Source organism: Streptomyces sp. ICC1 (genome assembly GCF_003287935.1).
GTDB lineage: Bacteria > Actinomycetota > Actinomycetes > Streptomycetales > Streptomycetaceae > Streptomyces > Streptomyces tritrimontium.
Genome location: NZ_CP030287.1, coordinates 7,297,968 through 7,315,684, shown reverse-complemented (window position 1 = coordinate 7,315,684; position 17,717 = coordinate 7,297,968). Strand labels below are relative to the sequence as shown.

Below are 17,717 nucleotides of genomic sequence, written 5' to 3'. Positions count from 1 at the left end.
GGGTGCTGGGAGACGGCGAGGGGTACGAACGCGACGGGTCCGCCTCCTTCGTGGGGCGGGCCGGTGAACTGGCCGCCCTGGACAGGGCGTTGCGGGGCGGCGGGCGGTACGGCCCGCCGCCGGGCGGCGGCGGGCGGCTGGTCACGCTGACCGGGCCGGGCGGAGTCGGCAAGAGCCGCCTGGCCCGGCACGCCGCCGACCGCATGGAGGCCGCCGGCCCCGCGGGCCCGTTCCCCGACGGGGTCCACTGGGCCGACCTCTCCCCGCTGCCCGACGAGCGGCTGCTCGCCGCCACTGTCGCCGACGCCCTCGACCTGGCCGACCACACCTCCCGCACCCTGGACGCGGCGGTGCGGGAGTGGATCGGCGAGCGCCGGCTGCTCCTCGTACTGGACTGCTGCGAACACCTGGTGACGGCCGCACGGGGCCTCGTGCGCGAGCTGCTCGACGCGGCCCCGCACCTCGTCGTGCTCGTCACCAGCAGGCAGTCGCTGGCCTTGGGGCGCGAACACGTCCTGGACATCGGCCCGTTGCCGCACGCAGTCGACCCCGGCGGGGCCGAGGAGGCCCTCGCGCTCTTCACCCGGCGGGCCGCCGCGGCCGCCCCCGGGCAGGCGCCCCCCTGGACGGAGGCCCGGCTCGCGGCCGCCCGGGCCGTCTGCGCCCGCCTCGAGGGGGTCCCCCTCGCGCTGGAACTCGCCGCCGCGCAGTTGACGGACCACACCGTCGAGGAGCTCGCCGCCCGGCTCGCCCGCAGGATCGGACGGCTGTCCACCGCCGCCCCCCTCCAGCCGCCCCGCCACCGCGCGCTGCGCACGGCCATCGGCTGGAGCCACGAGTGGTGCGAACCGCGCGAACGGCTGCTGTGGCTGCGGCTGTCCGTCTTCGGCGGATCCTTCGACGCGGCGGCCGCCCGCGCCGTCTGCTCGGCCGCCCCGCTCACCCAGGCGCAGGTCCCGCCGCTGCTGGAGGCCCTCGCCGCCAAATCCGTCGTGCGCCGGTGCGCGGACGGCTCGTACCGCATGCTGGACACGATCCGGGAGTACGGGGCCATGTGGCGCGAAGAGGCCGGCGAAGGCGAGGCGCTGCGCACCGCCCACGCCGCCCACTTCACCGACCTGGTCCGCGCGGCCGAGCGGGACTGGCTGGGACCCGCCCAAAGGCTCGGATACCGGCGCGTCGCGGCGGTGTACGGGGACCTGTGCGCGGCCCTCGACCACTGCCTGGCCACCGCCCCGGTCCTGGCCCTGGACCTGGCGGCCCGGGTCGGCTTCTACTGGGCCTGCTGCGGCCACCTGCACGCTTCCCGCGGCTACTTGGAGCGGGCCCTGGCCGCCGCACGGCCGGAGGACGTGGCCGCGCCGGTCCGCGCACGCGCCCTGTGGGCGCTCGGGGTGACCCTGCTGCTCCAGGGCGAGCAGGACCAGGCCCACCGGATCGCGGTCGGCTGCGAGGCCCTCGCCACCGGACTCGGGGCGCGCCCGGCGCTCGACGCCGCGTACCTGCTGGGCCTGAGCCACCTGCTGGCCGGGCGGCCGCTGGCCGCCCGGATCGTCTCGGACAACGCCCTGGAAGCCTTCCCCGGTTCTCCCTTCGACTCGGGGCCCCGGCTCCGCTGCCACCTCGTACGGGTCTTCGCACTCACCGGCATGGGCCTGCTCGGCGACGCCCGCGAGGAGGCGGAGCACTTGCGTTCGGGCTGCGCCCAGCGCGGGGAGCACTGGACCCGGGCCTACGCCGACTACCAGCTCGCCCTGATCTGTCTGTTCGAGAGCCGCCCCGCCGAGTCCGCCGTGCACGCCCGCGCGATGCTGGAGGGCAAACGGGAGCTGGGCGACAGCTTCGGCACCGCCCTCGGGCTCGACCTGCTCGCGGCGGCCCGGGCCGCGGGTGGCGACGGGGCGGGCGCGGCGCGCGCGTACGGCACGGGCCACGCCTACTGGCAGGCGGTCGGCCACCCGCAGCGCGGTACGCCCGAGCTGGCCTCCGTACGCGAGGAGTTCGAGCGCACCGCGCGCGGGGCACTGGGCGACCAGGCGTACGAGGCGGCCTTCCGGGAGGGCCTGCGGCACGGCCACACGCTGCGCACCCGCCCGCGGCCGTACGAGGACTGAGCGCGGGCGGTGTGGGTGGGAGCCGGGCCGGCCTACTCGGCGGGAGCGTCGGCGAGGCTGACGGCGGGGCAGCCGAAGAGCTCCGCGAGGACCCGGCGCTGGTGGTCCGTCAGCGGATTGACGAAGACGACCGCGTCGGCTCCGACGGCCTCCCGGAGCACCGTCACCTCACGGGCCTTCCCACCGCGGATGAGGGTCCGCGAGGAGAGCGGCCAGGACATCTTGCGCACGCCGCCGTCCGAGACGCCGCGGCGCTGGACGGCGCGGCCCAGGACCCGGATCCCCCGGGCGGCCAGCCCGGCGGCGGCCGCGTCCATGACCGTGGCGAAGTCCTTGCGCTTGCCGGAGAAGAAGCCGACGAGCACCACCCCCGCCCCTTCGGCCGGCAAGGACCCGGCCGGCCCCAGGGGGAGCGGGGAGGACGGGCGCCCGGCCCGCGGCCGGGCCGGGCGGCGGTCACGCGTGCGGGTCCGGTTCATGACCGGACCGTAGCCGGGCGCTCCGGCGGGGCGACAGCCGTTTTCCGCGGCAGCGGGCAGCGGGCAGCGGCAGCGAGACCGGGCCGGGGCCGGGCCGGGGCCCGGGTCAGGCTCAGGGCTGGTCGGGGAAGCTCGCGAAATAGCCGGCGGCCATGTCCTCGGCGCCGTGGCCCAGTTCGTCGGCACGGTGGAAACGGGCCCGCGCGGCGAGCGCCAGGTCCACCGAGATCCCGGCCGCCCCGGCGGCATCGGCGATCAGCCCGGTGTCCTTCTCGGCGCCGCGCACCGTGAAGCTCGGAGTGAAGTCCCGCTCCAGCACGGCCCGCATCTTGGCCTGGAGGTAGGGGCTGTCCATCGGCCCGCCCGTCACGACCCGCGCGAACAGTTCCGTGTCCACCCCGAGCCCCTCGGCCAGCGCCAGGGCCTCGCCCACGGCCGCCGTCACCGTGATCGCGTACCCGACCGTGGCCAGCTTCAGCCGGGTCGCCGCACCCGGCGCGTCCCCGACCGGCAGCACCTTGCTGCCGACGGCCGCGAAGACCGGGTCCAGCCGGGGGTCGGCCGGTCCGGAGACCAGTACCACCAGGGTTCCGGCCTCGGCGGGCTCGCGGGTGCCCTGCACCGGTGCGTCGACGAAGACGAGCCCGCGCTCCTGGGCGAAGACGGCCAGCTCCTCCAGCGAGGCCACGCCGACCGTGCCCATCTGCGCCCAGACCTGGCCGGCGGTGAGCCCCTCCTCGGCCGCGGCCATGGCCCGGGCCACCGCCGCGCCATCGGCCAGCATGGTGATCACCACCTCGGCCCCGGCCACCGCCTCGGCCGGGCTGTCGCAGACCGTCGCACCGTCGGCGGCCAGCGCGGCCGCCTTCTCCCTGGTCCGGTTCCACACGCGGACCTCGAGTCCGGCCTTGAGCAGGTTCCGGGCCATGCCCGACCCCATGATCCCGGTCCCCAGCAGTGCGACGGCGCTCACGGCTTCACTCCCATTCGGTCGTCCCTCGGGTGTTCCCCGGGGGACAGTCTCCACGGGTCCGGGGGCGATCACCCCATCCGAGGCGTTTCGGTCCGAATCCGGCGGGCTCCGTCGCGCCCGCCCGTACCACTCAGCCCGCCGGGGCCGTGCGGGGGGTGGTCTGCTGGACCGCCCAGCCGTTGCCGTCCGGATCGGAGAAGTAGACGAAGGAACCCCAGGGCAGGTCCTGGATCTCCGTCACCTCGATGCCGCGGCCCTTGAGGTCGGCGAACGCCTCCTCGATGTCCGCGACCACGACCTGCATGTTGTCCAGCGAGCCGGGGGTCATCCGGGTGAGGCCCTTGCCGATGGCGATCGAGCAGGCCGAGCCGGGCGGGGTCAGCTGGACGAAGCGGATGTCCTCGCTGACCGTGACGTCGTGGTCGGAGTGGAAGCCGACGCGCTCGTAGAAGGCCTTGGCGCGGTCGATGTCGGTGACCGGGACGGCGACCAGTTCCAGTTTGATGTCCATCGGCTGTTCCTGCTCCCAAGGGTGAGGACGAGGGGTGAGGGGTGAGGGGCGGGCAGTGAGGCCCTGCCGGCCATCATCCGCCGTGCGCGGCCGCCGCGCCGCCCGGCAGGGCTTGCGCCGACGACGTGTCCGACGGCGCGTCCTCCTGGGCGTCCTCCTGGGCGTCCGCCTGAGCGTCTTCCGGGGCGTCCGACGCGAACTGGGTGCGGTACAGCTCCTCGTACCGTCCGCCCATCGCCAGCAGCGCGGCGTGCGTGCCGCGTTCCACGATCCGCCCCTCCTCCACCACCAGGATCAGGTCCGCCGCCTGCACCGTCGACAGCCGGTGGGCGATCACCACGGCCGTGCGGCCCGCCAGGGCCTCGCCGAGGGCTTCCTGGACCGCCGCCTCCGAGGTGGAGTCCAGATGGGCCGTGGCCTCGTCCAGGATCACCACCCGCTGCCTGGCCAGCAGCAGCCGGGCGATGGTGAGCCGCTGGCGCTCCCCGCCGGACAGCCGGTAGCCGCGCTCGCCGACGACCGTGTCGAGCCCGTCCGGGAGCGAGGCCACGAGCCCGTCGAGGCGGGACCGGCGCAGGGCCTCCCAGATCTCGTCCTCTCCCGCCCCCGGGCGGGCCAGCAGCAGATTGGCCCGTACCGACTCGTGGAAGAGGTGGCCGTCCTGCGTGACCATGCCCAGCGTGTCGCGGATGGAGTCGGCCGTGAGGTCCCGTACGTCGATCCCGCCGAGGCGGACCGCACCCTCGTCCGTGTCGTACAGCCGCGGCAGCAGCTGCGCGATGGTCGACTTGCCGGCGCCCGACGAGCCGACCAGGGCGATCATCTGGCCGGGCTCGGCCCGGAAGGACACCTCGTGCAGCACCTGCGTGCCGCCCCGCGCGTCGAGGGTCGCGACCTCCTCCAGGGAGGCGAGCGAGACCTTGTCGGCCGAGGGATAGCCGAAGGAGACCCGGTCGAACTCCACCGCCACCGGCCCGTCCGGCACCCGGCGGGCGTCCGGCTTCTGGGAGATCAGCGGCTTCAGGTCGAGGATCTCGAAGACCCGCTCGAAGCTGACCATGGCGCTCATCACCTCCACCCGCGCCCCGGCGAGCGCGGTCAGCGGCGCGTACAGCCTGGTCAGCAGGAGGGCGAGGGCGACGACGGAGCCCGCGTCCAGGGAGCCGGCCAGGGCGTAGTGGCCGCCGAGTCCGTAGACGAGCGCCAGGGCCAGGGCGGAGACCAGGGTCAGGGCGGTGATGAAGGCCGACTGGGCCATCGCCGTGCGGATGCCGATGTCGCGCACCCGGGCCGCCCGCGCCGCGAACTCCGCCGACTCGTCGGCCGGCCGCCCGAACAGCTTCACCAGCGTGGCGCCCGGCGCGGAGAACCGTTCCGTCATCTGGGTGCCCATCGAGGCGTTCAGCGCCGAGGCCTCGCGCTGCATGCCCGCCATCCGCGCCCCCATCCGGCGGGCGGGCAGCACGAACACAGGCAGGAGCACGAGGGCCAGCAAGGTGATCTGCCAGGAGATGCCCAGCATCACGGTCAGGGTCAGCAGCAGGGTCACGGTATTGGCCACCACCCCCGAGAGGGTGTTGCTGAAGGCCCGCTGCGCACCGATCACGTCATTGTTGAGCCGGCTGACCAGCGCCCCGGTGCGGGTCCGGGTGAAGAACGCCACCGGCATCCGCTGGACGTGGTCGAAGACGGCTGTCCGCAGGTCCAGGATCAGGCCCTCCCCGAGGGTGGCCGACAGTCGGCGGACGAGCAGCCCGAGGCCCGCCTCCGCGACCGCGATCAGCGCGATGAGGAGGGCGAGGCGGGTGACCGTACCGCCTTCGCGGTCCTCGACGATCGTGGTGACCACCCGGCTGGCGAGCACCGGGGTGGCCACCGCGAGCAGGGCGGTCACCACGCTGAGCAGGAGGAAGAGCGTCAGCCCGCGGCGGTGCGGGCGGGCGAAGGCGGCGATCCGGCGCAGGCCGGCCCGCGAGAGCGGGCGGCGGTCCTGCTGGGCGTTGATCGCGCTGTGTAGCGAGGTCCAAGCGGTGACTTCCATGTCCATGTGCGGAACGCTACGACCTCAACCAAGCTTGAGGTCAAGGGATGGGGTGCGGCTCACTCTCCGCAGCGGTCAACTCCCGCTCGTACGGGGGATTTTCCGCGCCCTCGTACCTGTCGGTGCCCGGTGACATCATCGGTCCATGACGCAGGGATCAGAGTCCTCCACGCACTCCGGCCGGCGCACCGACGACACCGTCCTGTCCCGCTTCGAGCGCTGGGCGCGCGACACCCCGGGCGCCCAGGCCGTCGCCGCGGGCACCGGCAGCCTCACCTACGGCCAACTCGACGCCCTGGCCGACCGGTTGGCGCACGACTTGCTGAACTCCGGACTGCCCGACCGGGCCGTCGTCGCCGTGGCCGCCGGCCGGCGGGCCGAACTCCCCGTCGCCCTCCTCGCCGTCCTCAAGGCCGGCGCGGCCTACACCGTCATCGACGTCGAGAACCCCCGCTCCGGGCGGCTCCAACTCGCGGCCGCCGCACCCTTCGCGCTGCTCGCCGACGCCGCGGACCAGGCCCGCCTGGACGGCGTCGGCGACCTGCGGGTGATCCGCCTCGGTCCGCAGGACGCCGCGCCGGGCGGAGCGCCCGCCGATCGACCGGCCCGCACCGTGCGGGATCGCGTCCCGCGGGACGACACCGCCGCCGTCCTGTTCACCGCGGGCGCGGACCGGCGGGCCGTCCGCCTCGGCCACGACCGGCTCCTCGCCGCCCACGACGGCTGGGCCCGGGCGGCCGGGCTCACTCCCGAGGACCGGCACCTGATCACCGCCGCCCCGGACCTCACCGCCTTCGCCGCCGGATGGACGCGGGCCCTGTGCGAGGGCGCCGCCCTCGTCCTGCCCGAGGGCCCGCGTTGGACGGCCGAGTCCTTGCGCCGCGCGGTCGACACCGAGCGGGTCAGCGTCCTGCACACCGACCCGGGCACCGCCGCCCAGCTCCTGGTGCGCGACCGGGAGGCGGGCCTCGCCCGCACCCTGCACCGCCCGGACGACGGCCTGCGCTCGCTGCGCATGGTCACGGTCACCGGCGACCGCCTCTACCTCGACGAACAGTCCGCCCTGCTCGCCCGGCTGCGCTCCGGCGCCCGGCTGCTCAACGTCTACGGGCTCACCGAGACGGCGGGCACCGGAACCTGGTTCGAACTCCCGCAGCTGGCGGGCCCGCTGGACGGATCCGAGGAACTCGTGCTGCTCGGCACGCCCTTCCCCGGCTGCCACGCGACCGTGCGCGACGGGGAGATCCACCTCGGCACGCAGGGCGGTGACGCCGTCCCGACCGGAGACCTCGGGGCGCTGCGCCCCGACGGGCTGCTGGAGTTCCGAGGCCGCGTCCGCGACCGGATCACCGTCGACGGCCGCACCCTCGACCCGCACCCCCTCGAATCCGCGATCCGGTCGCACGAAGGGGTCGGCGGTGTGCTCCTGGCCCGCGTGGAGGGTGCCGGGCAGGGCAAGAACGCGCTGCCGGTGCTCGCCGCCTACCTCGCCCCGGGCGCGGAGGACGACACCTGGCCCCCGGGCACCGGACTCCCCGACGGCGGAGCGGTCCGCCGGCACCTGGCGGGAAGGCTCCCGGACGCCGAGATGCCCCGCACGGTGTTCCGGGTGCACCGGATTCCCCGGGACCGGGCCGGCCGCGAGCAGCGGACCGCCCTTCCCCTGCCCGCGATCCGGGCGCTGGGCGGGTCGACCTACGTCAGCAGCAAGTACCAGCCGCAGTCCACGGCCGGCGGGACGGCCGTGTTCGCGTTCTTCTGCGGGGTCGCGCTGCTCGTGCTGGGGGCCTTCGCCATGGCCTTGGCCTCGGTGCTCTGGCCGGGGTCCATGGACCTCACCGGCGTCCCGAACCCGTACGCGGCGCTCTTCTTCCTCCTCTACCTCTTCGAGTCCTGGGCCTTCGCCGCCGGCTTGCTCTTCCTGGTCGCCGGCCGCTCCCGGATGCGCCGCCACGGGCGCCGCGGTCCCCGCGTCACCGCCGCCGCCCACCTGGCGATCGTCTACCTGCTGGCCGCCTGGTGGCCGCAAGACAACTTCTACCGGCTCGCCGCCAAGCAGGACTGGCCCCAACAGGCGGCCCTCGTCTACGCCTTCAACATCCCGCTGATGATCGCCGCCGGGATCGTGGCGCTCTACGCGTCCCGCCCTCCGCTCAGCGCCTTCGACATGGACCAGGCCCCCGCGGACCAGGCCCCCGCGAACTGAGTTCCCGCGACCGAACCCCCGCGGACCGACCCTCCGCGGACCGAATCCCCGCGTCACAGGGGCGCCCGCTCGAACACCGCCCCGGCGGACAGCGCTTCGGCCCGCACCAGCCGGTCGGCCGCGTCCAGCGCCTCCCTGCCGGTCGCCGCCACCAGGGCGCCCATCCAGGGCGCCGGCTCGAAGGCGCCGGTCGGGATGGCCGGCACGAACACCGCCCCGATCGCGGCACACCGGCGGGCCAGGTGCTCGCACAGATCGTCGAACGCGGCCTCCGGCAGGCGGGCCCCCAGCTCCACCCGGTCGGCGATCCGCACGAGGTGCCCCGCACCCCGCAGCTCGTCGAGGCGGGCCGCCACCATGAAGGCGACGGAGGGTCCGGTCAGGCGCAGGTTGGTCTCGGTCGGGGCGAGCCGTCCCCCGCCGTCGGCGACGAAGTCGACGTCGAACCAGCCCCGGTAACCGGCGGCCGCCAGCTCCCGGCCCACCGCCTTCCCGAAGGCCAGCAGCGGCTCCTGCGCCCATCCGGGCACCACCCCCGGCCCCACCGTCGCCCCGCGGTACCCGCCGTCGGCCACGTCCATCACCGCCCCGCCGACCTCGTGCACCCGGCCCCGCGCGTCGACGAACCCGTCGTACGTGAGGTCCCGCGGCTCCGCCCGGTCCGCCGGGCCCGACACGTACTCCTCCACCAGCAGCGGTCCGCGCGGCAGCGCCCGCAGCACCGCCCGTGCGCCGCCGGCCGCGCGGACCCGCTCGGGGCCCACCACGGTGGTGCCCGAACCCCCGACGCCGTGCTCCGATTTGAGAACGGTGCTCTTCCCCGCCCGGGCCCGGGCCGCCAGCAGCCGGACAGCCGCCCGCCGGGTGTCCGCCCGCCACTGGGCGGGCAGCGTGATCGAGGGGTGCCCGCCCTCCGCGAGGATCCGGCCGAACAGTCCGTGCGCCGCCGACTTCGACTCGTACCGCAGCTCGTCCGGCCGCCAGGGCTTCCCCGCCAGCCGTGCGAAGGGCGCGGTCAGGCCCCACGGTACGAGCGGCGCCCCGGCCCCGGCCTCGCCCCCGGCCCCGGTGAGCCGTGCGGTCAGCGCCGGCCGGGACCGTACGGCGTCCGACAGGCCCGGGCCCCGCTCCGCGAGCCCGTCGTACACCTCCACCCCGGCGGGCCAGCCCAGTTGGCGCCCGACCAGGGCGATCCAGCCCGCCGGCACCGCGCGCGGCAGCACCAGGGCCGCCGGCCGCGGACTGTAGAAGGCGGCCAGGCAGGCGTAGTGGTGCGCGGCCCGCTGCCCGGGGTCCAGGGAGGCGTCGGCGAACTGCGCGTTGTACTCGGCGACGTTGCCCACGTGGACGGCGGCCGCGCCGCCCGTCCAGGCGTGGGCCCAGCCGGCCGGCGGCGCGGGCGCCACCTCGAACCGCACCAGCCCGCCGGGCCCGCCCGTACCGGACCTCGGGGCACGTACGCGCCGCCGGCGGCCGGGAGCAGCGGGGAGTCCCGGCCCGGCCGGTGCAATGGAGTCTAGGAGACAGGAGGGTGACCGTCCTGGGGGTTCGCGAGAGCGCGCGGCACACGAGGGGCGCGCGGAGGAAGGCGAATCAGCAGGAAGGGCGACACACGCAGCCCGCGTAGCGGAGCAGGTCCATATGGACCCTCCGCCACAGGCGTACGTCGTTGCCGGTCATGTCGGCGAGTGAAGCACGAGTCGGGCGGCCGGTCAATCGATCACGGGTGCGGGCGTGGGCACGGGGGCCGCGGAACCGGACGCCGAGGGCGCCCCGTGGCGGACCGCGTCGGCGGCCTCGTACAGCTCCGCCGGGCGGACTCCGGCGAAGGTCGCCGCGAGATGGCCGTCGGGCCGCACCAGGAGCACGGTGTGCGCCGGCGCCCCCGGGTAGCCGTCGGCGACGAGCAGTTCCGTGCGGACCGGGAGCGCGCTGACCGCCGCCGCGAGGCGGGGCATCAGGCCGGCGCCCAGCCAGTGGCGCCGGTCCCAGACCCCGGTCCCGGGGGCGACGAGGACGACCAGCAGCCGGCCCCGGCCCAGCTGGTCGCGCAGCGGCACCGTCGAGCCGTCGGGCGCGGTCACCGGGACGTTCGCGACGGGCCCGCCCGGCTCGGTGGCGGTGGGGACCTCGCGCACGGCGACGGGCGGGGCGTACACCGGCTCCGCGCCCAGCGGCCCGCGCCCCAAGTGGCCGTCGGTCAGGAGGGATTCGGCGGACCGCGCGGCCCCGGGGAGGTAGGTGCGCAGCCCGCCCCCGGCGCGCAGTGCGGGCATGGCCTGGTCGGCGGCGCGCAGCCGGGCGGCCACCGCCCTGCGGCGCTCGGCCTCGTAGCTGTCGAGGAGTTCCTCGGAGGCCCCCTGGTGCCAGGCGATGGCGAGCTTCCAGGCGAGGTTCTCGGCGTCCCGGAGGCCCTCCTCGACGCCCTGGGTGCCGAGCGCGCCGAGCAGGTGCGCGGCGTCCCCGGCGAGGAAGGCGCGGCCGTCGCGCCAGCGCCGGGCGAGCCGGTGGTGCAGGGTGTGGACCCCGGTGTCGAGGAGCTCGTACGGGGGTGTCGTGCCGCCGCACCACAGGGCGAGGGTGTCGCGGATGAGGGTCACCAGCGCGTCGGGGGTGACGAGGTCCCCGCGCGCGGGCAGCAGCCAGTCCAGCCGGTACACCCCGTCGGCCAGCGGTCTGGCGGTGACCTCGTCCACCCCGTTGGCCTGGCCGCGGTGCAGCAACGCCTCTCCGGGCCAGGGAAGTTCGGTGCGCAGGGCGGCGACGGCGTGCCGTTCGACGGCGGTGCGGCCGGGGAAGCGGATGCCGAGGAGCTTGCGCACGGTGGAGCGGGCTCCGTCGCAGCCGACCAGGTAGCTGCCGCGCCACCACGTGGTCTCGGCGCCGCGGGTGTGCGCGGTGACCCCGTGGCCGTCCTGCTCCACGGAGTCGAGCCTGCTCTCGGTGACCAGCTGGACCAGGGGGTGGGCGAGGGCGGCGTCGCGCAGTCCGCGGGTCAGCGCGTGCTGGGGCAGGTGGGCCGGGGCCGGGCCGTCCTCGAAGGTGATCCGCTGCGCGTCGCGGCCGCGCCGCATGGTGCGCCAGGCGGCGAAGTAGGTGCCCTCGTCGCGCAGGGTCGCGCAGCCCAGCCGGTGCACCATGGCGGCGGTGTCGGCGTGCAGGGCGACGGTGCGGGCGGGGCGGAGTTCGTCCTTGCCGGGTCCCTCGTCGAGCAGGACGCAGGGCACGCCCTGGCCGGCCAGGGCGAGGGCCATGGACAGCCCGACGGGCCCCGCGCCGACGACGATCACCGGGTCCATGATGTGGCTCCCGGTGTCCGGTATGTGATCACAGAACGTATGCAACCCACTGGAGGTGCCTGCGTCAAGTGACGCCGGGCCGGACAATGCCGAGTGGTGCGGCGGATGAGTTCCGCCGCACCACACGTGTCCCGCCAGTGTACTGACCGTCTGTCAGCCCGGTTGCCGGAGGCCGGTCCGAGCGCGTGTCCGAATATTTCGCCGGGGGTCCGGTCAGATGCCGCCGGCCGAGTTCGCGCCCGCGTCGAGGGTGATCGGGACGGTCGCGTCCGTGGTCCGCTTCGACTTCCGCAGCCGGCCCTCGAGCCAGGAGGCGAAGGAGGTGAGGCCGAAGTTCACCACGATGTAGATCGCCGCGATCACCACGAGGGCCGCGATGGTGTTGCTGTAGTTCGCCGAGATCTGCCGGTTCATCGACAGCAGTTCGCCCAGGCCCAGCACCGCTCCGCCGATCGCGGTGTCCTTGAGGATCACCACGAGCTGGCTGACCAGCGCCGGCAGCATCGCCGTGACCGCCTGCGGGAGCAGGACGTAGGTCATGACCTGGCCCTTGCGCATGCCGATCGCCTTGGCGGCGTCCGTCTGGCCGCTCGGGAGCGACTGGACGCCGGCCCGGACGATCTCGCCGATGACCGCGGAGTTGTAGAGGACCAGCCCGGTGACCACCGCGTACAGCGGCCGGATCTCCGAGGCGACGCCCGTGTACTGCACGAAGAAGGCGGAGCCGAAGAGCATCAGCATCAGCACCGGGATGGCCCGGAAGAACTCGACCCAGGTGCCCACGGCGGTGCGTACCCACGCGTGGTCGGAGAGCCGGGCGATGCCGAGCAGGGCGCCCAGCGGCAGCGCTATGACCATGGCGATGAGGCCGGCCTTCAGCGTCTCGCCGAGGCCGGGCAGCAGGAACGTCGTCCAGACCTTGCCGTCGGTGACGAAGGGGCTCCACTTGTCGGCGTCGAGCTGGTTCTTGTCCGCGAGGGCGGACAGCACCCACCACAGGACGGCCGCGGCCGCCACGACGAAGATGCCGCTGTAGATCCAGTTGCGGGCCTTGGCCTTGGGGCCGGGGGTGTCGTACAGCACGGAGGTCATCGCTTCACCGCCACTCGCTTGGCCACCCAGCCGAGCAGCAGGCCGGTGGGCAGGGTCAGGAGGACGAATCCCAGGGCGAAGACCCCGAAGATCGCGAAGAGCGCGTCCGCCTCGTTCTCGATCATTTCCTTCATCAGCAGGGCCGCTTCGGCCACGCCGATGGCCGCCGCCACCGTGGTGTTCTTGGTGAGGGCGATCAGTACGTTGGCGAGCGGGGCGACGACCGCCCGGAACGCCTGGGGGAGCACGATCAGGGTGAGCACCTGGAAGAAGCTCAGGCCCAGTGCGCGGGCCGCCTCCGCCTGGCCGACCGGGACCGTGTTGATGCCCGATCGCAGCGCCTCGCACACGAACGTGCCGGTGTAGGCGATGAATCCGAGGACCGCGAGCCGGAAGCCGATGTCCTTGAAGGTGCCGCCGCCGAGCGTGACGCCGAGGGTCTGGTTGAGCCCCAGTGAACAGCCGATGATCAGCACGGTCAGCGGGGTGTTGCGCACGAGGTTGACGTACGCGGTGCCGAAGCCCCGCATCAGCGGAACGGGGCTGACCCGCATCCCGGCCAGGACGGTGCCCCAGACCAGGGACCCGGCGGCCGAGTAGAGGGTGAGCTGAACCGTCACCCAGAAGGCTCCGAGCAGGTCGTACTGCCCGGAATCAAGAAAATCGAACACGATGGCCTGCGCTCTCCCCAGGATGGCCAGATTGGCCGGCGGGGCACGGCGCCGCCCGTGACAGGCGGGCGGCGACGTCCCTCACCGATTGGATCGGCCGGCGGACCGGCCGCCGGGTCAGCTGCCTTCGGTGACCGCGGGGGCCGGCTCGTTCTTGTAGTTGGCCGGGCCGAAGTTCTTCTTCACGGCCGCCTCCCAGGCGCCGTCCGCCTCCATCTTCTTGATGGCGGCGTTGACCTTGGTCTGGAGCTCCTTGTCGCCCTTCTTCAGACCGATGCCGTAGTTCTCGTTGCTCAGGTTCAGCCCGACGAGCTTGAACTTGCCCTTGTTCTTGTCCTGCGAGGCGTAGCCGGCCAGGATCGAGTTGTCCGTGGTCAGGGCGTCGACGGCCTTGTTCTCCAGGCCCGTCAGGCACTCGGAGTAGCCGGCCTGCTCGAGGAGGTCGGCCTCGGGGGCCAGCTTCTTCTTGACGTTCTGCGCCGAGGTGGAGCCGGTGACCGAGCAGAGCTTCTTCTTGTTGAGGTCCTCGGCCTTGGTGATCGAGGTGTCGTCCGCGCGGACCAGCAGGTCCTGGTGGGCGAGGAAGTACGGGCCGGCGAAGTCGACCTTCTGCTTGCGCGTGTCGGTGATCGAGTAGCTCGCCACGACCAGCTTCACGTCACCGTTGGAGAGCAGGTTCTCGCGCTCGGCGCTGACGGCCTGCTTGAACTCGATCTGGTCCGGCTCGTAGCCGAGCTCCTTGGCCACGTACGTCGCCACGTCCACGTCGAAGCCCGTGAACTTGCCGTCGGGGGTCTTGAGGCCCACGCCCGGCTGGTCGAACTTGATGCCGATGACGATCTTTTCCTTCTTGGTGCCGCCCGACGCGCCGGCGTCGCTCGCGGGCTTGTCGCTGTCGCCGCCACAGGCGGTCGCGGTCAGGGCGAGAGCAACGGCGATGGCAGCGGCCGCGCCGACCTTGGAGAGCTTCATGGTGGACTTCCCTCGAAGTGAGACGTGAGACAGAAGTGAACTGAGACGTGCTGGACGACGATCCGTCACCGGATCACTACCAGACGCGAAGGTCAGTGGTGCAGGATCTTCGACAGGAAGTCCTTGGCGCGGTCGCTTCGCGGGTTGCTGAAGAACTGGTCGGGCGTCGCCTCTTCGACGATCTTCCCGTCGGCCATGAAGACCACCCGGTTGGCGGCGGAGCGGGCGAAGCCCATCTCGTGCGTGACGACCACCATGGTCATGCCATCCCGGGCGAGCTGCTGCATGACCTCCAGCACCTCGTTGATCATCTCCGGGTCGAGGGCCGAGGTGGGCTCGTCGAACAGCATCACCTTCGGGTCCATCGCCAGCGCGCGGGCGATGGCCACGCGCTGCTGCTGGCCGCCGGAGAGCTGGGCCGGGTACTTGTCGGCCTGCGAGCCGACACCCACGCGCTCCAGCAGGGACTTCGCCTGCTCCAGTGCGGCCGCCTGGCCCATCTTGCGGACCTTCAGCTGGCCCAGCATGACGTTCTGCAGCACCGTCTTGTGCGCGAACAGGTTGAAGGACTGGAAGACCATGCCCACGTCGGCGCGCAGCTTGGCCAGCTCGCGCCCCTCGGACGGCAGTTGCTTGCCGTCGACCGTGATCGTGCCCGAATCGATCGTCTCCAGGCGGTTGATGGTCCGGCACAGGGTGGACTTGCCCGACCCCGAAGGGCCGATCACCACGACGACCTCGCCGCGGGCGATGCTCAGGTCGATGTCCTGCAGCACGTGCAGCGCGCCGAAGTGCTTGTTGACGTTGTTCAGCACGACCAGGCCGTCCGCGGCACCGCCCGCGTCCCGCACGTCCTTGGTCACTGATACTCCGCTCATCGGCTTCTTGCTCCGTCCTCCTCGGTTGGGAGGACAGTAGTGAGGTGGCGCGCACAGCGTCAGCACATCTGAGGGAGAATTGAGGATAACGATCCGGCCTCGCACCGATACGCTCCGTACGCGAGGCCACCCGGCACCGGCCGCGGCCGTACCGGGTGCGTAACGGAAGCCCCGTCCGGCCGGAACCGCCTTGACGTGGGAGTCCGCATCGGCGTGGATGCTTGGATGCCGTCAGGCAAGTGACGCACGAGTGAAGAAGAGGAGAGGGGGACGACATGAGACTGCTGCTCGTCGAGGACGACGACCACGTCGCCGCCGCCCTGTCCGCGATCCTCGCCCGGCACGGCTTCCGGGTGACCCATGCGCGCAGCGGCGAGGAGGCCCTGCAGGCACTGCTGCCCGCCGGATCCCCGCCGCACGTCACTCCGTACGGGGTGATCCTGCTCGACCTCGGCCTGCCCGACCAGGACGGGTACGAGGTGTGCGGCAAGATCCGCAAGCGCACCGCCACGCCCGTCATCATGGTCACCGCGCGGGCCGATGTGCGCTCCCGCATCCACGGCCTCAACATGGGCGCCGACGACTACGTGACCAAGCCCTACGACACGGGCGAGCTCCTCGCCCGCATCCACGCCGTCGCCCGCCGTACGGGAGCCTCCGAGGAGGCCGCCGCGGGCGCCGGGTCGGGCGAGCCCGGGGTCGTCCGCCTCGGCTCCGTCTCCATCGAGCTCTCCACCCGCCGCGTCGGCGTGGACGGCGCCGACGTCGCGCTCACCCGCAAGGAGTTCGACCTGCTGGCCCTGCTCGCGCAGCGCCCCGGGGTCGTCTTCCGCCGCGAGCAGATCATCAGCGAGGTCTGGCGCACCAGCTGGGAGGGGACCGGCCGGACCCTCGAGGTGCACGTGGCCTCGCTGCGCTCCAAGCTGCGCATGCCGGCCCTCATCGAGACCGTCCGCGGCGTCGGCTACCGGCTCGTCGTGCCGCCGGTCCCGCCGGCCTCGCCGGCCCAGCCCGCGCCGCCCGCGCCCTAGCGGGGAGCCGCCGTGCGCGCCCGCCTGCTCCCGCTGCTCGTCGTCCTGATGGCGGGCGTCCTGCTCGCCCTGGGCTTCCCGCTCGCGGTGGCCCTGGCCGCCGGGCAGCAGCAGCGCGTGGTCGTCGACCGGATCGACGACAGCGCCCGCTTCGCCGCCCTGGCCCAGTTCGTCATCGACGCCGAGGGCTCCAACTCCAGCGGAGTGGACGAGCGCCGCGTCACCCTCCAGCTCGAACTGGCCCGCTACCAGGAGCTCTACGGCATCCGCGTCGGGATCTTCCGCCGGGACTACAGCGCCATCGTCCGGGCCCCCGGCTGGTGGCAGCTGCCCGAGGAGGGAGAGGGCCGCCGCGCCTTCGAGGAGGCCCTCGCCGGACGGCGCAGCCACGACCCCGGACAGGTGTGGCCCTGGCAGACCGGCGGCAGACTCCTCGTCATCTCCCCGGTCGTCCTGGACGGAGACGTGGTCGCCGTCGTCGCCACCGAGTCGCCCACCGACCAGATGCGCGGCCGGATCCTGCGCGGCTGGCTGATCATCATCGGCGGACTCGGCGCCGCCATGCTCGTCGCCTTCGGCGCCGCGCTGCGGCTGACCAGCTGGGTGCTCAAGCCCGTGCAGACCCTGGACACCGCCGCCCACGGCATCGCCACCGGGCGGATGAACTCCCGGGTGGCGGCGGCCGGCGGACCCCCGGAACTCAGGCGCCTGGCCCGCTCGTTCAACGAGATGGCCGACAACGTCGAAGAGGTGCTGGAACAGCAGCGCGCGTTCGTCGCGGACGCCTCCCACCAACTGCGCAACCCGCTCGCCGCGCTGCTCCTGCGGATCGAGCTGCTCGCCCTCGAACTCCCCGAGGGCAACGAGGAGATCGCCTCGGTGCGGACCGAGGGCAAGCGGCTGACCCAGGTCCTGGACGACCTGCTGGACCTGGCGCTCGCCGAGCACGCCACCGCCGAGATCAGCCTCGTCGACATCGCGGGTCTGGCCGCCGAACGGGTCACCGCCTGGAGGCCGTTCGCCGAGGAGAAGGGCGTGCGGCTCACCGGGACGGGGCGCACCGCCGCCACCGGCTGGGCCGATCCGATCGCGCTCTCCAGCGCGCTGGACGCCGTCATCGACAACGCACTGAAGTTCACCCCGGCGGGCGAGGACGTCGAGGTCGGCCTCTCCGTGGTCGGCGACCAGGTGCGCATCGTGGTCGCCGACCGGGGGCCCGGCCTCACCGAGGAGGAGCTGCTCCGCGTCGGCGACCGGTTCTGGCGCAGCGGCCGCCACCAGAACGTCAGGGGCTCGGGCCTGGGCCTGTCCATCTCCCGCACCCTGCTCGCCGCGGGCGGCGGGTCCCTCTCCTACGCGACGAACCCGCCGCACGGGCTGCGCGTGACGGTGGCGGTCCCGCGCACCGATCCCACCGTCCTGCCCGAGTGAACCGCGGGGCCGCCGCGCG

At 73.7% G+C, this 17,717-nt stretch carries 15 protein-coding genes; 4 read left to right on the top strand and 11 right to left on the bottom strand.

The genetic code is table 11. The features are described 5' to 3' along the window. Positions 1-2: 2 nt before the first annotated feature. Positions 3-2,114, top strand: coding sequence for an NB-ARC domain-containing protein (locus tag DRB96_RS34155; protein ID WP_239516202.1), 2,112 nt, complete (start codon positions 3-5; stop codon positions 2,112-2,114). Positions 2,115-2,146: 32 nt separating this feature from the next. Here the strand turns inward: DRB96_RS34155 and DRB96_RS45310 are convergent, their stop codons facing one another. The 4 genes from DRB96_RS45310 to DRB96_RS34135 form a co-directional block, all read right to left on the bottom strand. Next, complete coding sequence (locus tag DRB96_RS45310) at positions 2,147-2,593, bottom strand: hypothetical protein (RefSeq protein WP_239516201.1); 447 nt, start codon at positions 2,591-2,593, stop codon at positions 2,147-2,149. Between the two features lie 112 nt (positions 2,594-2,705). Beyond that, a complete protein-coding gene (locus tag DRB96_RS34145; protein WP_112451926.1) occupies positions 2,706-3,566 on the bottom strand; it encodes an NAD(P)-dependent oxidoreductase in 861 nt (286 codons plus the stop codon). 130 nt (positions 3,567-3,696) lie between these two features. After that, positions 3,697-4,077, bottom strand: a complete 381-nt coding sequence (locus DRB96_RS34140) for a VOC family protein (RefSeq protein WP_112451925.1) — start codon at positions 4,075-4,077, stop codon at positions 3,697-3,699. 73 nt (positions 4,078-4,150) lie between these two features. After that, entirely contained in the window at positions 4,151-6,124 is a 1,974-nt protein-coding gene (locus DRB96_RS34135; protein ID WP_239516200.1) for an ABC transporter ATP-binding protein, read from the bottom strand. 139 nt (positions 6,125-6,263) lie between these two features. Between DRB96_RS34135 and DRB96_RS34130 the strand changes: the two genes are divergently transcribed. Next, the gene (locus DRB96_RS34130; RefSeq protein ID WP_112451924.1) at positions 6,264-8,324 is read left to right on the top strand and encodes an AMP-binding protein; all 2,061 of its coding nucleotides are present in this window, start codon (positions 6,264-6,266) and stop codon (positions 8,322-8,324) included. A 53-nt stretch (positions 8,325-8,377) separates the two neighbouring features. Here the strand turns inward: DRB96_RS34130 and DRB96_RS34125 are convergent, their stop codons facing one another. The 7 genes from DRB96_RS34125 to DRB96_RS34100 all read right to left on the bottom strand — a co-directional run bounded on the left by DRB96_RS34125 (position 8,378) and on the right by DRB96_RS34100 (position 15,236). Further along, positions 8,378-9,742, bottom strand: a complete 1,365-nt coding sequence (locus DRB96_RS34125; protein WP_112451923.1) for a hypothetical protein — start codon at positions 9,740-9,742, stop codon at positions 8,378-8,380. Positions 9,743-9,917: 175 nt separating this feature from the next. Next, complete coding sequence (locus DRB96_RS46395) at positions 9,918-10,004, bottom strand: putative leader peptide (RefSeq protein ID WP_311318651.1); 87 nt, start codon at positions 10,002-10,004, stop codon at positions 9,918-9,920. 32 nt (positions 10,005-10,036) lie between these two features. Then, the gene (locus DRB96_RS34120; protein WP_112451922.1) at positions 10,037-11,623 is read right to left on the bottom strand and encodes an FAD-dependent monooxygenase; all 1,587 of its coding nucleotides are present in this window, start codon (positions 11,621-11,623) and stop codon (positions 10,037-10,039) included. Between the two features lie 213 nt (positions 11,624-11,836). Then, positions 11,837-12,715 carry an amino acid ABC transporter permease gene (locus DRB96_RS34115; protein ID WP_112451921.1) on the bottom strand — a complete coding sequence of 293 codons (879 nt, stop codon included), beginning with the start codon at positions 12,713-12,715 and terminating at the stop codon, positions 11,837-11,839. Further along, a complete protein-coding gene (locus tag DRB96_RS34110) occupies positions 12,712-13,386 on the bottom strand; it encodes an ABC transporter permease subunit (RefSeq protein ID WP_112451920.1) in 675 nt (224 codons plus the stop codon). The genes DRB96_RS34115 and DRB96_RS34110 overlap by 4 nt, the downstream gene beginning before the upstream one ends. Positions 13,387-13,503: 117 nt before the next feature. Continuing rightward, a complete protein-coding gene (locus DRB96_RS34105; protein WP_112451919.1) occupies positions 13,504-14,358 on the bottom strand; it encodes a glutamate ABC transporter substrate-binding protein in 855 nt (284 codons plus the stop codon). Between the two features lie 92 nt (positions 14,359-14,450). Further along, the gene (locus DRB96_RS34100) at positions 14,451-15,236 is read right to left on the bottom strand and encodes an amino acid ABC transporter ATP-binding protein (protein ID WP_112451918.1); all 786 of its coding nucleotides are present in this window, start codon (positions 15,234-15,236) and stop codon (positions 14,451-14,453) included. A gap of 275 nt (positions 15,237-15,511) precedes the next feature. Between DRB96_RS34100 and DRB96_RS34095 the strand changes: the two genes are divergently transcribed. Continuing rightward, positions 15,512-16,267 (top strand): response regulator transcription factor, encoded by a 756-nt coding sequence (locus DRB96_RS34095; protein WP_112451917.1) that lies wholly within the window; start codon positions 15,512-15,514, stop codon positions 16,265-16,267. A gap of 12 nt (positions 16,268-16,279) precedes the next feature. Beyond that, positions 16,280-17,698, top strand: coding sequence for a HAMP domain-containing sensor histidine kinase (locus DRB96_RS34090; protein WP_112451916.1), 1,419 nt, complete (start codon positions 16,280-16,282; stop codon positions 17,696-17,698). The last annotated feature ends 19 nt before the right edge of the window (positions 17,699-17,717 follow it).

Coding starts and splice junctions, on each gene's coding strand:
- DRB96_RS45310 (WP_239516201.1), bottom strand. CDS start 2,593: ATGAACCGGACCCGCACGCGTGACCGCCGCCCGGCCCGGCCGCGGGCC.
- DRB96_RS34140 (WP_112451925.1), bottom strand. CDS start 4,077: ATGGACATCAAACTGGAACTGGTCGCCGTCCCGGTCACCGACATCGAC.
- DRB96_RS34135 (WP_239516200.1), bottom strand. CDS start 6,124: ATGGACATGGAAGTCACCGCTTGGACCTCGCTACACAGCGCGATCAAC.
- DRB96_RS34130 (WP_112451924.1), top strand. CDS start 6,264: ATGACGCAGGGATCAGAGTCCTCCACGCACTCCGGCCGGCGCACCGAC.
- DRB96_RS46395 (WP_311318651.1), bottom strand. CDS start 10,004: ATGACCGGCAACGACGTACGCCTGTGGCGGAGGGTCCATATGGACCTG.
- DRB96_RS34120 (WP_112451922.1), bottom strand. CDS start 11,623: ATGGACCCGGTGATCGTCGTCGGCGCGGGGCCCGTCGGGCTGTCCATG.
- DRB96_RS34115 (WP_112451921.1), bottom strand. CDS start 12,715: ATGACCTCCGTGCTGTACGACACCCCCGGCCCCAAGGCCAAGGCCCGC.
- DRB96_RS34105 (WP_112451919.1), bottom strand. CDS start 14,358: ATGAAGCTCTCCAAGGTCGGCGCGGCCGCTGCCATCGCCGTTGCTCTC.
- DRB96_RS34100 (WP_112451918.1), bottom strand. CDS start 15,236: ATGAGCGGAGTATCAGTGACCAAGGACGTGCGGGACGCGGGCGGTGCC.
- DRB96_RS34095 (WP_112451917.1), top strand. CDS start 15,512: ATGAGACTGCTGCTCGTCGAGGACGACGACCACGTCGCCGCCGCCCTG.